The 14893-nt window shown below is 73.4% G+C and carries 13 protein-coding genes; 9 read left to right on the top strand and 4 right to left on the bottom strand.

Features of this window, described 5'->3' with window-relative positions:
* Window positions 1-28: 28 nt before the first annotated feature.
* On the bottom strand, window positions 29-1855 hold the full coding sequence (locus AFM16_RS09910; protein ID WP_078633074.1) for a DUF8508 domain-containing protein: 1827 nt from the start codon (window positions 1853-1855) through the stop codon (window positions 29-31).
* 303 nt (window positions 1856-2158) lie between these two features.
* Here AFM16_RS09910 and AFM16_RS09905 point away from each other — a divergent pair, with 303 nt between their 5' ends.
* The 5 genes from AFM16_RS09905 to AFM16_RS09885 all read left to right on the top strand — a co-directional run bounded on the left by AFM16_RS09905 (window position 2159) and on the right by AFM16_RS09885 (window position 7931).
* A complete protein-coding gene (locus AFM16_RS09905; protein WP_078633073.1) occupies window positions 2159-3595 on the top strand; it encodes a hypothetical protein in 1437 nt (478 codons plus the stop codon).
* A 169-nt stretch (window positions 3596-3764) separates the two neighbouring features.
* Window positions 3765-5222: an alkaline phosphatase PhoX gene (locus AFM16_RS09900; protein ID WP_078633072.1), complete on the top strand. Its 1458-nt coding sequence runs from the start codon at window positions 3765-3767 to the stop codon at window positions 5220-5222.
* A gap of 310 nt (window positions 5223-5532) precedes the next feature.
* Window positions 5533-6189 carry a GntR family transcriptional regulator gene (locus AFM16_RS09895; protein WP_078633071.1) on the top strand — a complete coding sequence of 219 codons (657 nt, stop codon included), beginning with the start codon at window positions 5533-5535 and terminating at the stop codon, window positions 6187-6189.
* Between the two features lie 16 nt (window positions 6190-6205).
* Window positions 6206-7231 (top strand): 1-aminocyclopropane-1-carboxylate deaminase, encoded by a 1026-nt coding sequence (locus tag AFM16_RS09890; RefSeq protein WP_078633070.1) that lies wholly within the window; start codon window positions 6206-6208, stop codon window positions 7229-7231.
* A 133-nt stretch (window positions 7232-7364) separates the two neighbouring features.
* Complete coding sequence (locus tag AFM16_RS09885; RefSeq protein ID WP_030791187.1) at window positions 7365-7931, top strand: TetR/AcrR family transcriptional regulator; 567 nt, start codon at window positions 7365-7367, stop codon at window positions 7929-7931.
* 102 nt (window positions 7932-8033) lie between these two features.
* On the opposite strand, the gene AFM16_RS09880 is transcribed toward AFM16_RS09885, so the two are convergent.
* The 3 genes from AFM16_RS09880 to AFM16_RS09870 all read right to left on the bottom strand — a co-directional run bounded on the left by AFM16_RS09880 (window position 8034) and on the right by AFM16_RS09870 (window position 11051).
* Window positions 8034-9230 carry a TerD family protein gene (locus AFM16_RS09880; protein WP_107419055.1) on the bottom strand — a complete coding sequence of 399 codons (1197 nt, stop codon included), beginning with the start codon at window positions 9228-9230 and terminating at the stop codon, window positions 8034-8036.
* Between the two features lie 128 nt (window positions 9231-9358).
* On the bottom strand, window positions 9359-10129 hold the full coding sequence (locus tag AFM16_RS09875) for a DeoR/GlpR family DNA-binding transcription regulator (RefSeq protein ID WP_030791182.1): 771 nt from the start codon (window positions 10127-10129) through the stop codon (window positions 9359-9361).
* 112 nt (window positions 10130-10241) lie between these two features.
* Window positions 10242-11051 (bottom strand): NAD-dependent epimerase/dehydratase family protein, encoded by an 810-nt coding sequence (locus tag AFM16_RS09870; protein ID WP_078633068.1) that lies wholly within the window; start codon window positions 11049-11051, stop codon window positions 10242-10244.
* A gap of 159 nt (window positions 11052-11210) precedes the next feature.
* Here AFM16_RS09870 and AFM16_RS09865 point away from each other — a divergent pair, with 159 nt between their 5' ends.
* The 4 genes from AFM16_RS09865 (at window position 11211) to AFM16_RS09850 (ending at window position 14848) form a co-directional block, all read left to right on the top strand.
* Window positions 11211-12152: a 5-dehydro-4-deoxyglucarate dehydratase gene (locus AFM16_RS09865; RefSeq protein ID WP_078633067.1), complete on the top strand. Its 942-nt coding sequence runs from the start codon at window positions 11211-11213 to the stop codon at window positions 12150-12152.
* Window positions 12149-13312 (top strand): hypothetical protein, encoded by a 1164-nt coding sequence (locus tag AFM16_RS09860; protein ID WP_078633066.1) that lies wholly within the window; start codon window positions 12149-12151, stop codon window positions 13310-13312. The genes AFM16_RS09865 and AFM16_RS09860 overlap by 4 nt, the downstream gene beginning before the upstream one ends.
* 58 nt (window positions 13313-13370) lie before the next feature.
* Entirely contained in the window at window positions 13371-14012 is a 642-nt protein-coding gene (locus AFM16_RS09855) for a TIGR03086 family metal-binding protein (RefSeq protein WP_078633065.1), read from the top strand.
* A gap of 74 nt (window positions 14013-14086) precedes the next feature.
* The gene (locus AFM16_RS09850; RefSeq protein ID WP_030791157.1) at window positions 14087-14848 is read left to right on the top strand and encodes an MBL fold metallo-hydrolase; all 762 of its coding nucleotides are present in this window, start codon (window positions 14087-14089) and stop codon (window positions 14846-14848) included.
* The last annotated feature ends 45 nt before the right edge of the window (window positions 14849-14893 follow it).

The following is a 14893-nucleotide window of genomic DNA, read 5'->3' as shown; positions in this document are numbered from 1 at the left end:
GGCTGTACGGCGTTACGGCTTCACGGCTCTACGGCTCGAAGCGCAGCACCTGCGGGTCGTGGTCGCTGATCTGGTCGTGGAACTCCGAGTTGATGTGCACGCTGTCGTACTCGAAGCCGCACGACCGCCGGATCGACGGGCTCACCAGGATCTGGTCCAGGACCTGCTGGTTGCCCTGGTAGTCGTAGCTGTACCGCTCGCTCCTGGGCAGCGACTTGATCGCCGACCACAGCTCGCCGTCGCCCTCCAGGGCCTTCGCCGTGCCGGAGAACTCGAAGTCGTTGATGTCGCCGAGGGCGACCACGGCCGCGTTCTTCTGCACGTGGAGGATGTCCTTGACGAACGCGTTCACCAGCGTCGCCTGCTGGTGGCGCTGGACCTCCGAGCTGCGCACCACCGGCTGGTACTGCGCGTGCAGCGCCTGGTCGCCGCCCTTGGAGTTGAAGTGGTTCGCGATCACGAAGACCGTGCGGCCGCGGAAGACGAACTCGCCGACCAGCGGCTTGCGGCTGGCGTTCCAGGCCGCGTTCGCCGGGTCGATCCGGCCGGGGGAGACGGTCAGGGCGGCCTTGCCGCGCGCCTTGGTCACCCCGGCGGCCGTGGTCGCGTCGCCGCCGGCCCGGTCGGTGAAGGAGACCCGCTCCGGGTTGAAGAGGAACACCTGGCGGATGTTGCCGCCCGGCTCACCGCCGTCGGTGTTGTCGGCCGGGTCGATCGAGCGCCAGTCGTAACGGGGGCCGCCCGCCGCGACGATCGCGTCGATCAGCTTGGTGACCGTGGCGTCGGCGGCCGTCGTCCCGTCGTTCGTCGCGCCGTTGTTGTCCTGGATCTCCTCCAGGGACACGATGTCGGGCGACTTGAGATGGTCCACGATCGCGGCGGCGTGCTCCTCGAACGTGGCGTCGGACGGGTCGAGGTTCTCGACGTTGTACGTCGCGACCGCCAGCTCGCCCTTCTTCTGCCGCTCGGTCGACTCGCGCTTCAGACCGCCGCTCTTCAGCGTGCCGAGCCGGTCGGCGACCAGGGTGTAGCCGCCGAACTGGGTGTAGTCCAGCGGGCCGGCCGTGGTGCCGCGCAGCACGTCACCGACGTTCGCGGCCGGGAAGTCGGCGGCCGCGCCGAGCGACTGTATCTGGAGCCGGCCGGTGTTCTGCGAGGTGTAGGAGCCGTACACCGTGCCACCGCGGCGGCTCGGGTTCTCCTGCGGCTTCACCGTGACCCACAGCTCGGCGTACGCGTCGGTGGCGGTCACCACCCGGGCGTCGGCGACCTGGACGTTCATGCCCTCCAGGGACTCGTAGAAGTCCAGGGCGTACTTCTTCGGGCGCAGCGTGAGCGCGTTGACCGAGTTGTTCGCGGCCGGGTCGCCGGCCGGGGCGTACGCGTCCGGCACCGAGCGGGCGTTCACGACGGCCGGCGCGGGGACCGCGTTGCCACTGGAGACCACGGTCACGGTCGGCTTGGTGATCTCGGTGACCGACTGGTTGCCGGAGGCGGCGCCGCCCGGGACGAACTCGGTGACCGTGCCGGAGACGGTGACCGCGTCACCGACCGCGACCTTCGGCGCGGAGCTGGTGAAGACGAAGACGCCCTCACTGGTGGCCGGGTCGGCGTCCGGGTTCGGGTCCTGTATCCAGAAACCCCGGGAGGAGCCGTAGGTGCGTACGCCGGTGACGATTCCGGCCACATCGGTGACCGCCTGGCCGGCGTACGGGGACGTCCGGGTCGTGCCCTGGATGTCGTGGACGGCCACCGCGGCCGCGTGCGCGGGCGCGGTCAGGACGACGGTGGACGCCGCGGAACACACGGCGGCGACGGTGAGCGCGGCGAGGCGCGCGGACTTCTTGCTCGGCAACGGGATCCCTCCGGGGACATGCATGGGTGCCGGGACGAGGCTGATACGTGGAACGGGCGGCCGCGACCTGTGGCGAGGGCGACGCGCGTAGAAGAGTCGGTGGCCAAATTACAGTGAACAGATGTCCATCGAGTTTCTACGCGCGTCAATCTCCTGCCTGCTCAGGCCAGTTGTCAAGGTTTCGGCCATGTACGACTCCTGACCGGTACATGAACCGGGCGGCATGGGTGGATATCCGTCTAGGCTGAGTGGCCCAGTGCCCCAGTGGGACACGGGCACGACGCGCCCTAGGAGAACCCGCCGATGTCAGACAGCTCCCCCCTGCCGCCCGTACGGCTGCACCCCGAAGCGGAGCTGGCGCGCGACGCGCTGTCCACACCGTTGCTCTCCCGCGCCGCACGGCTGGCCCGCTGGGCCGGACCCGGCACCCGGGTCGACGCCGGCGGCGGACTGGTCGAGGAGCAACTGCCCGCCGCCGCCGAGACACTCGGGCTCACCGGCGACGACGCGGCCGCCTACGCGAGCGAGGCATGGCGGATCGCCGTGGACGCCGGGCTGGTCGAGATCACCGACGAGGAGACCGGCACCGTCGCCGCCGCCGAGGACCTCGCCCTGCTCACCGGCGGCACCCCGCACGACGTCCTCGCGGTCTGGCTCGCCGCCCTGGAGACGGTCGTCGCCGACGCGGCCGTGCCCGACCTGGACGAACTGATGGACGCCATGGACGAGGGCGGCCAGGTCGACTTCTCCCGGCTGGACTGGGACCCCGAGGGCGAGGCCGAGTTCCTCGACGGCGTCCTCGGCAACCTCTATCTGCTCGCCGTCAGCGAGGACGGCCCCGGCGACGGCCCCGTCCCGCTGCCCGCGCTCGCCGCCTCCATGATCGTCCCCGGTGACATGGGTGAGCCCAGCAACGACATGCTGGAGCAGGTCTCCGACGCGATGATGCGGCTGGACGACCAGTTCCGGCTGCTGGAGCCGATCGGGCTCGTCGTCTACCAGCCGGTCGACGAGGCGCTGATGGCCGACCCCGACGAGGAGCCCGCCGCCCCGGCCGACGCGGTGGACGAGACCGACGTCTCCCGCTACGGCATGGTCCGCCTCACCCCGCTCGGCCTCTACGGGCTGCGCGCCCGGCTGCTGGAGGCCGGCTTCCAGGCCCCCGCCGTCGGTGAACTCTCCGACAAGGGCGCCGACGTCCTCCTCGACGGCAGCGCCGGCTACGGCCCGCGCGCCGCCCGCGCCGAGACCGAGCAGTGGCTCGACCGCCGCGAACCCCTCGACGCCGCCCGCGAGTTGCTCGCCGCCGCCCGCGGCTCGGACCCCGGGGCGCCGCTGCGCCGGCTGCGCTGCCAGGAGGCGCTCTCCCTGGTCGGCGCCGCCGCCGAACCCGCCGTGCGCGAGGTCCTCGACGACCCCGAACTCGGCGGACTCGCCCGGGTCTGGCTGACCGAGCTGGGCGCCCCGGACGTCCCCGCCCCCTCCGAGGACCTCGTCTTCTGGCTCACCATCGACACCCTCGCCGCGCAGCTCACCGCCGAGGGCAACTCCGAGGAACTGCAGGCGCTCGTGGAGGGGCTGGCCCGGCAGCACGGCGGCTTCTTCGCGGCGGCCTGGCGCGTCGACCACCCGGCGACCCCGGAGGTCCTGGAGGCGATGGGTCGGCTGCACCCGGACAAGAAGGTCGCCAAGGAGGCCCGCAAGGCGGCCTTCAAGGCGCGCTCGCAGCAGGGCGGGTGAGCGCTCGCGGGTGAGTGGGGCGGCGTAGGGATCCATGGAACGCGGGTTCACGGAACCGGGCCCCCGTGGGCCGCCGCCCGTTCAACTCCCGTTCAGGCATGGGCGGGACGGTGTCGCCGGACCGGAGCACGTCACCCTCCACGGCACACCCACCGTCTCAGGAGACACCATGTCGCTCACCCGCAGGGACTTCGCCACCCGCACCGCGCTCACCGGCGCGGGCGTCGCGCTGACGGGCAGCGTGGGAGACCTCGCCAGCGCGCCGCACGCCCTCGCGTCCACGGACACGGAGACCGGCACGGACACCGGCGGCGCCGCGGCGGCCGGGCACGGCGGCGTCGGATACGGACCGCTGCTCCCCGACCCCCGGGGCATCCTCGCGCTGCCCGCCGGCTTCCGCTACCGGATCATCACCCACAGCGGGAAGACCCGCCTGGAGACGGGCGAGTTCACCCCCTCCAACCACGACGGCACGGCCACCTTCGACGGCCCCCGCGGCACCACCCTCCTCGTCAACAACCACGAGCTGAAGGGCCCGCGCGCCAACTGGGCCCACCCCGTGCCGCTCACCGAGGGCCTGGTCTACGACCCCGCCGCGGCCGGCGGCTGCACCGTCGTCGAGGTGCGCCCCGACGGCCGGGTCGCCGAGTGGGTCGGCATCGCGGGCACCTCCACCAACTGCGCGGGCGGCCGCACCCCTTGGGGCACCTGGCTCACCTGCGAGGAGAACTCCGACCGGGCCGGCGTCAACGGCATGACCAGGGACCACGGTTACGTCTTCGAGGTCGACCCGGCCGACCGGCGCGCCAACCGGAACCCCAAACCCCTGAAGTTCTTCGGGCGTTACGACCACGAGGCCGTCGTCATCGACCCGCAGCGCGGCCACGCCTACCTCACCGAGGACGCCGCGTCCCCCAACGGCCTGCTCTTCCGCTGGACCCCGCCCAAGGGATTCCGGCACGGCCACGGGACGTTCCGCACCCTCGCCGACGACGCCGGACTCCTCCAGGCGCCCCGCTGCTTCGACTCCGGCGGCCGGTTCGTCGACGACCTCTCCCGCGCCACCAGGACCGGCACGGTCTACGGCGTGGACTGGATCGACGTACCCGACCGCGACGCCCGCACCACCCCGGTCCGGGCCCAGTTCGCGGCCGGCGAGATCACCCGCGCCCGCAAGCTGGAGGGCATGTGGTGGGGCGACGGCGGCGCCTATGTCGTCTCCTCCTACGCTCGCGAGGAAAGCCCGGGGCGGCACGACGGCCAGGTCTGGTTCTACGACCCCCGCCGCCGGACCCTCACCCTCAAGGTGCTGCTCGGCGTCAACCCCGACCCGTCCGCCGACGGCGCCTACGACGGCCCCGACAACATCACCGTCTCGCCCTACGGCGGACTCGTCATCGCCGAGGACGGCGAGGGCGTCCAGCATCTGTTCGGCGCCACCGACAGCGGCCGCACCTATCCCATCGCCCGCAACGACCTGAACATCGGCACCGCGGAGGAGCCGGAATTCAGCGAGTTCACCGGCGTCACCTTCTCGCAGGACGGCCGCACCCTCTACGCCAACATCCAGGAGCCGGGCATCATGGTGGCGATCACCGGCCCCTGGAAGCGCCAGAAGCGCCGCTGATCACCACCGATCGTCGCTGATCACCCCCGATTAATTCACTCGCCGCCCACTGCCGCGCCTTCTAGAGTTGAGATCTCGGGAGGCGCAGCAAAACGGCGGGGGCCCGGTGCGCGGGCATATTCCCCTCCTTTCGCTGTGCCGCTCCTTTCGGCAGTGACAGTGAATTCGGGGGAATTCAAAATGGCGCTTCTCTTTTCGCTCTTCGCACCGTCATGTCCACTTTCCGACGACACCCGCTGGCCGGGCGCGGCCTGACGGCGACCGGCCGGTCCCTTGTGGCCGGCCGCACTGACATCTAACATTTCAGTTCATGGAAGCCGTGCCCCGCACCCTGCTCAGGGACCGCGCCCACGCCGCGATCCGGGACGCCATCGTCACCGGGGCCATCGAGCCCGGTGCCGTGGTGCGGGACGCCGATCTCGCCGAGCGGCTCGGGCTGTCCCGGGCGCCGGTGCGGGAGGCGTTCGCCCGGCTCGTGGACGAGGGGCTGCTGGAGACCAAGCCGCAGAGTCACACCCGGGTGACCCCGGTCGTCGCCTCCGACGTACGGGACGCGGCGGCCGTGGTCGGCGCCCTGCACGAACTGGTCACCCGCGTCGCCGTGCCCCGGCTGTCCCCAGGGGACGTCGAGGCGATGCGCACGGCCAACGAGCGGTTCGCCGCCGCGGTCGCCGCCGGGGACGTGGACGCGGCCCTCGACGCCGACGACGCCCTGCACGACGTGCTCGTCCGGGCCGCCGCCAACCGCGCGGCGGCCGCCACCATCGCCCGCTACACCCCGCTGATCCGGCGCCTGGAGCGACGGCGCTTCGGCGAGGGCGGCACCTGCCGTTCGGCCGGACTGCACGGCCGGCTGATCGACGCGTGCGCCGACGGCGACGGCGACGAGGCGGTCCGGATCACCGCGGAGATCTGGCACACGCTGGCGGACCTGGCCGACGAGACCGACGCGGCCGACACCGACTGATCCAGGAGGCAGCGCCATGGCCCCGAAGTCCCTCTCCTCGTACGAGCGTTACCCCCTGCTCTTCGGCCCCTCCCCGGTCCATCCGCTGGAACGGCTCACCGCGCACCTCGGCGGCGCCGCCCTCTGGGCCAAGCGGGAGGACTGCAACTCGGGGATCGCGTACGGCGGCAACAAGACCCGCAAGCTGGAGTACCTGGTCGCCGACGCGCTCGCCCAGGGCTGCGACACGCTCGTCTCGATCGGCGGCGTCCAGTCCAACCACACCCGCCAGGTCGCCGCCGTCGCCGCCCGCGCCGGGCTGAAGTGCGTGCTGGTGCAGGAGAGTTGGGTGGAGTGGCCGGACTCCGTGTACGACAAGGTCGGCAACATCCTGATCAGCCGGCTCGCCGGGGCCGACGTACGGCTGGTGCGGGCCGGGTTCGGGATCGGGTTCAAGGAGAGCTGGGAGCGGGCGCTGCGCGAGGTCGAGGAGTCCGGCGGCCGTCCGTACCCCGTCCCGGCCGGGGCCTCCGACCATCCGCTGGGCGGGCTCGGGTTCGCCGGCTGGGCGTACGAGGTCGCCGAGCAGGAACGGGAGCTGGGCGTCTTCTTCGACACGGTCGTCGTCTGCTCGGTGACCGGCTCGACGCAGGCCGGCATGGTCGCCGGGTTCGCGGCCCTGGAGGAGGCGGGCGGCCGGCCCCGGCGGGTGATCGGCATCGACGCCTCCGCCAAGCCCGCCGAGACGCGTGAGCAGATCGCCCGTATCGCCCACCGCACCGGCCGGCTCATCGGCGTCGAGAGCGAACTCACCGTCGACGACATCGAGTTGGACGAGCGGTACCACGCCGGGATCTACGGCGTCCCGGACGAGGCCACCCTGGAGGCGATGCGGCTCGCCGCCCGGACCGAGGGCATGGTCACCGACCCGGTCTACGAGGGGAAGTCGATGGCCGGGCTGGTCGATCTGGTGGCGCGCGGCGAGATCGACACCGCGTCCACGGTGCTCTACGCCCATCTCGGCGGCCAGCCGGCGCTCAACGCCTACAGCGCGGTGATCTGACCCGGGGTCCGCATCCGGAGGCCGTGATCCCCGCCGGTGTCTGGCGTCCACGGGGTCGACTGGTGGACCATGCGGGCAGCACAGCCCGCAGGGACGAGCGTCCCCGGTCCGTTCGTCGGCAAGGAGTGTCCGGATGACGCAGCTCAGGCCCATGCGCGCGGACGCCCGCCGTAATTACGAGCGGCTGCTGACGGCCGCGGCGGAGGCGTTCGCCGCGCACGGGGAGAACGCCTCGCTCGACGACATCGCCAAACGGGCGGGGGTCGGTTCCGGCACCCTGTACCGGCACTTCCCGACGCGGCGGGCGCTGCTGGAGGCGGCCTACGTCGACCGGATCGAGGCGCTGGCCGCGCGGGCCGATGTGCTCGGGGCCCAACTGCCGCCGGGGGAGGCGCTGGTGGCGTGGCTCGACGAGCTGTGCGTCGGCACGATCGAGGTGCGGGGCATGAAGGCGCTGCTGGGCTCCGCCGTGACGGACGGCAGCGGGGTGCCGGCGACGACGTGCGGGACGCGGATGAAGGGCGCCGCCTCCCGGCTGGTGACGGCGGCGCAGCGCGCCGGTGCGCTGCGGGACGACGTCGACGCCGTGGACGTGCTGCGGCTGGCGCACGGCATGGCCACCGCGTCCGAACTGGGCCGGGGGGACGCGCGGGTGATCCGGCGGTACGTGGGGCTGCTGATGGAGGGACTGCGGGCGTGACGGCGGCCCGCGGCCACGGAGCCGGGATGCTCCGGGCCGCGAGGCCGTGACGCCGTGACACCGTGACGCCGTGAGGCGAGGACGCGGCGTGCCGCCGTGCGGTCAGAGCGCCTGGGCCGCCGGCTTCACCATGTTGCGGACGGTCCGGGCCTTCACGAAGTCGCCCATCGCGGTCATCTCCCACTCGCCCGAGTACTGGCGGATGAGCTTGGCCATCATCACGCCGGTCTGCGGTTCGGCGCCGGTGAGGTCGAAGCGGACCAGCTCCTCGCCGGTGGTGGCGTCGACGAGCCGGCAGTACGCCTTGGCGACCTCGGTGAACTTCTGGCCGGAGAAGGAGTTCACGGTGAAGACCAGCCCGGAGACCTCCTGGGGGAGCCGGCCGAGGTCCACCACGATCACCTCGTCGTCCCCGCCGCCCTCTCCGGTGAGGTTGTCCCCGGAGTGCTTGATGGCGCCGCCCACGATGGACAGCTTGCCGAAGTAGCAACTGTCGATGTGGTTGCGCTGGGGGCCGTACGCGATGACCGACGCGTCCAGGTCGATGTCCTTGCCGCGGTAGGCGGGCTCCCAGCCGAGGCCCATCTTGACCTGGGAGAGCAGCGGGCGGCCGCCCTTCATCAGGGACACGGTCTGGTTCTTCTGGAGGCTGACGCGGCCCTTGTCGAGGTTGATCTTGCCGGCGCCCGGGGCGGGCGGTGCCGGCGGGGGCGGCGACTGCGGCATCGGCGGGGCGGTCGAGGCGGCGGCCCGGACCGGGGCGGGTGCCGGCGCCGGTGCCGCGGCGGGAGTGGCGGGCGCGGCGGGCTCCTCCACCGACACACCGAAGTCGGTCGCGATGCCGGCCAGGCCGTTCGCATACCCCTGGCCGACCGCGCGGGCCTTCCAGGCGCCGTTGCGCAGATAGATCTCCACGACCACCAGGGCCGTCTCGGCGCCGAGGCGCGGGGGTGTGAAGGTGGCCAGGACGCTGTTGTCGTCGGCGCCGCGGATCGTGGCCGTCGGTTCGATGCCCTGGAAGGACTGACCCGCGGCGTCCGGGCTGGCGGTGACCACGATCTTCTCGATGCCCGGGGGGAGGGCGGCCGTGTCGACGGTGATCGCGTCCGGTGCCGTACCGCCGCCGGAGCGGTAGACCACGCCGGGGCCGGTCGGCTGGTTGTAGAAGATGAAGTCGTCGTCGGAGCGCACCTTGCCGTCGGCGGTGAGCAGCAGGCCCGAAACGTCGAGCCGCACGGGAGCGGAGACGTCCACCGTCACGCGCGTGACGGGGAGAGGGATGTTCGAGCCGGGGGTCATAGCTGTCATGCCGGGTGAACGAACGAGACCACTTTGCCGTTCCCTTACCCACGGGCGGACCCCCGAACGGCTTACGGACGGTCCACGGCCACGCCACGGCCGGCCCACCGCGGCACCCCGGAGGGGGGTCAGACGCGGACGACCTGCGGCCCCAGCAGCGAGTAGCGGTGGGCCTCGGCGGAGGGCAGCAGGGTGCTGGTCACGATCGTCTCCAGCGCGCCGATCTCGGCGAACCGGCAGAAGCTGACCGCGCCGAACTTGGTGTGCACGCCCGCGAAGACGACCCGCCGGGCGGCCCGCACGGCCTGCGCCTTCACCTCGCCGACGGCCGGGTCCGGGGTGGTCAGCCCGTGTTCGCGGGAGATGCCGTTGGCGCCGAGATAGGCGAGGTCGACCACGAACCCGGCCAGCATCTTCGTCGTCCAGTGGTCGACGGTGGCCAGGGTGCCCGACCGGACCCGGCCACCGAGCAGCAGCACGGAGACGTTCTCGGCCCCGGCGAGCGCGCCCGCCACCGGCAGGGAGGCGGTCACCACGGTCAGCGCCCGGTCCCCGGGCAGCGCCTCGGCGATGAGCTGGGGCGTGAAGCCCTCGTCCACGAAGACCGTCTCGGCGTCCCCGAGCAGTCCGGCCGCCGCGGCGGCGATCCGGCGCTTCTCGGGCACATGGCTGGTGGCGCGGAAGGCGAGCGTGGTCTCGAACCCGGCGCTCTCCACCGGGTAGGCGCCGCCGTGCGTACGGCGGACCAGTCCGTGGTCCTCCAGGGCGCGCAGATCCCGTCGTACGGTCTCGCGGGCCACGCCCAGTTCGGTGGCGAGCGCGGCGACGTCGACCGCGCCGGTGGCACGGGCCGCGCGCACGATCGCGCGCTGGCGTTCCTCCGCCGTCCTCGGTGTCATGTCCGCACCTCGCTCCCTCGCCCGTGCGGGCCCGGTGGGGCCCCTGGGGGCAGTATCGCAGCGGGTGCGGGGGCGATGACCAGGTCCGTTGCGGATCCGGCGGCGCGCGGGCTCAGTACGGCCAGATCGGCGGGTCGCTGACGAAGTGGCCGCCCAGGCACGCGTGCGCGGCGTTGTCCGGGTCCAGCTCGCCCTGTTCGGCGATCAGTTTCCCGGCGTACGGCTCGGAGTCGTCCCGCGGCTCGTAGCCGAGCGCCCGCGCGGTCGACAGGTCCCACCACAGACGCGTGTTGGCGGAGGAGCCGTAGCAGACGGTGTGGCCGACGTCCTCGGCGGTGAGGGCCGCGTGGAGGAGGCGGGCGCCGTCGGCGGGGCTCAGCCACACCGACAGCATCCGCACGCTGGTCGGCTCGGCGAAGCAGGAGCCGATGCGCACCGACACCGTCTCCAGGCCGTGCTTGTCCCAGTAGAGCTGGGCGAGGTCCTCGCCGAACGCCTTGGACAGGCCGTAGAAGGTGTCCGGGCGGTGCGGGGTGCCGACCGGGATCAGGGGGTCCCCGGCGCCGGGGCGGGGGGTGAAGCCGACCGCGTGGTTGGAGGAGGCGAAGACGATCCGGGGGACGCCCTCCTCGCGCGCGGCCTCGTACAGGTGGTACGTGCCCTCGATGTTGGCCTTGAGGATCTTCTCGAACGGGGCTTCCAGGGAGATGCCCGCGAGGTGGATGATCGCGTCGACGCCCCGGACCGCCTCCCGGACGGCCCGCGGGTCGGCGAGGTCCGCGGTGATCGCGTCCGGCGCGCCCTCGACCGGGTGCAGATCGAGCAGGCGCAGGTCGTAGCCGTACGCGGGGAGCAGCTCCCGCATCAGGGTGCCGACGCCGCCGGCGGCTCCGGTGAGCAGGACGGTGCGGGGAGCGGGCATCCTCGGATCTCCAGAGTCATGAGCAGTCGTAACCATGGACGCTATTCACATGCGTGGACAAGCTAAGGATTCCTCCGTGATCCCGTCAAGTGTAGGCTGAGGGTGTTCAGAAATGTGGACATCGGTCAGAAGAACGCACGCGTCGTCCTAGGGAGAGCCGTGACCCCAGCCCCCCTCGCCGCCCGCCTCCGCGACCCCGGCGGGCCGCTGTTCTTCCCCGTCACCGCCTTCGGACCCGACGGCTCCCTCGACCTCGGCGTCTACCGCGCGCACGTCCGCCGCGGGGTCGAGGCCGGCGCGGCGGCCGTCTTCGCCTGCTGCGGCACCGGGGAGTTCCACGCGCTGACGCCCGAGGAGTTCGAGGCGTGCGTACGGGCCGCCGTGGCCGAGACCGCCGGCCGGGTCCCGGTCGTCGCGGGCGCCGGGTACGGGACCGCGCTCGCCGTGCGCTACGCGCGGCTCGCCGAGGCCGCCGGGGCGGACGGACTGCTCGCCATGCCGCCCTACCTCGTCGTCCCCGCCCAGGAGGGACTGCTGCGGCACTACCGGGAACTGGCCGCCGCCACCGCCCTCCCCGTGATCGTCTACCAGCGCGACAACGCCGTCCTCACCCCGGAGACGGCCGTCGGACTCGCCCGCACCGAGGGGATCGCCGGCCTCAAGGACGGCCTCGGCGACCTCGACCTGATGCAGCGGATCATCAGCGCCGTGCGCACCGAGGCACCCGGCGACTTCCTCTACTTCAACGGCCTGCCCACCGCCGAACAGACCCAGCTCGCCTACCGCGCCCTCGGCGTCACCCTCTACTCCTCCGCCGTGTTCTGCTTCGCCCCCGGGATCGCCCTCGCCTTCCACCGGGCGCTCGCCGAGGGGGACGACGGCACCGTCCGGCGCCTCCTCGACGGGTTCTACCGGCCCTTCGTCGAACTGCGCGCCGAGGGCCGCGGATACGCCGTCGCCCTCGTCAAGGCCGGCGTCCGGCTGGGCGGCCTCGACGTCGGCGAGGTACGCCCGCCGCTGCACGAACCGGCCGAGGACCACGTCAAACGGCTCGCCCGGCTGATCGAGCGCGGACACGAACTCCTGGAGGAGACCCGGTGAAGGCGTCGGCGTTCGTCTACCCCTGGGACGTCGACGGCGACCCCGCCGCCCCGGACCGCATCGCCGCCCTCGGCGTGGAACAGGTGACACTCGCCGCCGCCTACCACTCCACCCGCGCCCTCACCCCCCGCCACCCCCGCCACCGCGTCGTCACCGCCGAGCACGCCGCCGTGCTCTACCCGCCGGACGACCGCTGGCGGGGACGCGCCCTGCGCCCCCACCCGGCCGGCGACTGGGCCCCGGGCGACGCCTACGGCACGGCCGCCGCCGCCCTCGCCCGGGCCGGTCTGGAGGTCCACAGCTGGGTGGTCCTCGCGCACAACTCCCGCCTGGGCGCCGAGCATCCGGACACCTCCGTCGTCAACGCGTACGGCGACCGCTACCCCTGGGCCCCGTGCATCGCCCAGCCCGCCACGCGCGCGTACCTCGTCGACCTCGCCGCCGAGGCCGCCGTACGCCCCGGCGCGCACGGCACCGAACTGGAGTCCCTCGGCTGGTACGGCCTCCAGCACCTGCACGCCCACGACAAGACCGGCGGGGTCGCGCTGGGCGAGGCCGGGACGTACCTGATGGCGCTCTGCTTCTGCCCGGCCTGCCGCACCGGGTACGGCGAGCACGGCGCCGACCCCGACGAGCTGGCCGCCGCCGTCCGCGACGCCCTGGAGCCGCTGTGGCGGGGGACCGCGCGGGACGAGGGCTGGGCCGGGGTCGAGAAGCTGCTCGGACCCGCCCGGACGGCCGCCACACGCGCGTGGCGCGACGGCACCGCCCGTACGCTCCAGGAGGCGGCGGTCCGCGCGGTGCGGGCCGCCGCCCCGGACGGCTTTCAGGTGCTGCTGCACGCCGACCCCGTCACCCACCACGTCGGCGCCAACCCGGGCGTCGACCCGGCGCACGTCCTGTCCGTCGCGGACGGGGTCGTGGTGCCCTGCGCGGGCGGCCCCGGGCCGCTCGCCCCCTTCGCCGCCCAGGGCCGCGAGGGCGCGGTCCTCGCCGCCAACCTGGGCGTGGTGTCGGGGATGGGCGGCAGCCCCGGGACCCTCGGCGTCGACATGGCCCGCGCGCGGGGCCTGGGGGCCACGGAGATCCGCCTCTACCACGCGGGACTGGCCTCCGACGACGACCTCGACGCCGTACGGGAGGCGCTGGCCGCGCGCTGAACCGGGGCGGACCGTGCGGCGGGCGATGAGTTTCGCGCCCGCCGGCGGTCCACCCCTCATGACCCCTACGACCGACACCACGACCGACACCACGACCCACACCGAGACCGACACCGCGACCGCCACCCTCGACCTCGGCCCGCAGGCCCTGGTCGTGGCCCGCCTCGTGGCCGGTGTGCCGGACGAGCGGCTCACCGGCCGTACGCCCTGCCCCGGCTACCCCGTCCGTAATCTGCTCGGCCACCTGGCGGGGCTCGCCGTCGCCTTCCGGGACGCCGGCCGCAAGGACCTGGGCGCCACCACCGACACCAGCCCCGAGGCCGCCCTGCCGGACATCGGCCCCGGCTGGCGCGAGGAGCTGCCCCGGGTCCTCGACGAACTCGCCGCCGCCTGGCGCGACCCGGCCGCCTGGACCGGCAAGACCCGGGCCGGCGGCATCGACCTGCCCGGCGAGGTCGCCGGTGCCGTCGTCGCCGACGAACTGGTGATCCACGGCTGGGACCTGGCCCGGGCCACCGGACAGCCGTACACCCCCGACCCGGCCGCGCTGCACGCGTCGTACACCTTCCTGCGCGCCGCCGCCGACGACTCCGACCGCGGCGTCGGCATCTTCGGCCCCGTCGTGGCCGTGCCCGGGGACGCCCCGCTGCTCGACCGGGCGGTCGGCCTGAGCGGGCGGGATCCGGGCTGGACGCCGTAGCCGAGCCGGGCGCGGGGGCGTAGACGGGGGCGAACGGGGCGCGTCCGACCGGGGCGAAACGTACGCTCGCCCCCATGCCCCTCAGCCTCACGATCCTCGGTACCGCCTCCCCGCACCCCGGGCCCGGCCGGCCCTGCTCCGGCTATCTGCTGCGCGGCGCGGGCGCCGAGATATGGGTGGACGCGGGGCCCGGAACGTTCGCGGAGTTGCAGCGGCACACGGATCCCGAGCGGCTCACCGCCATCTGGATCTCCCACCTGCACGCCGACCACAGCGCCGATCTGCTGTCCGCCGCCTACGCGTTCGCCTACGGCGGGCTGGTCCCGCCCGTCCCTGTCCCGGTGTACGCCCCGCTGGACTGCGCCCGGCGTCTCGCGGGCTTCTTCGGGCGCCCCGACGTCCGCTTCCTGAGCGGTGTCTTCGACTTCCGCGCCCTGTACGACGGCCACACCGTCCGGCACTGGAACATCCGGCTCACCTCCCGCGCGGTGGCCCACGACACCGAGGCGTACGCGCTGCGCGCCGAGTGCCAGGGGAGCGTCCTGGCGTACTCCGGGGACAGCGGGCCGTGCGAGGCGCTCACCGAACTCGCCTCCGGCGCCGACCTGTTCCTCTGCGAGGCCGACATCGACCGGCATCGCGGGAGCGAAGGGTCGCCCCAGGTGCATCTGACCCCCGAGGACGCGGGGGACGCGGCCCGCAAGGCGGGGGTGCGCGAGCTGTACATCACCCATGTCGGACCCACCCTGACCCGGCAGACGGCGACCGCCCGCGCCGCGGCGGCCTTCGGCGGCCCGACCCGCACGGCACGCGAGGGCGAGACCATCCCGTTCTGACGTCCCGTCGCCGTTCGATCCGTCGGATCCGTCAGAAGCATTGAC

The organism is Streptomyces antibioticus (genome assembly GCF_002019855.1).
GTDB classification, from domain to species: Bacteria; Actinomycetota; Actinomycetes; order Streptomycetales; family Streptomycetaceae; genus Streptomyces; species Streptomyces antibioticus_B.
Note: the sequence above shows the minus strand (reverse complement) of the source record. Positions and strands in the feature narration are given on the sequence as shown.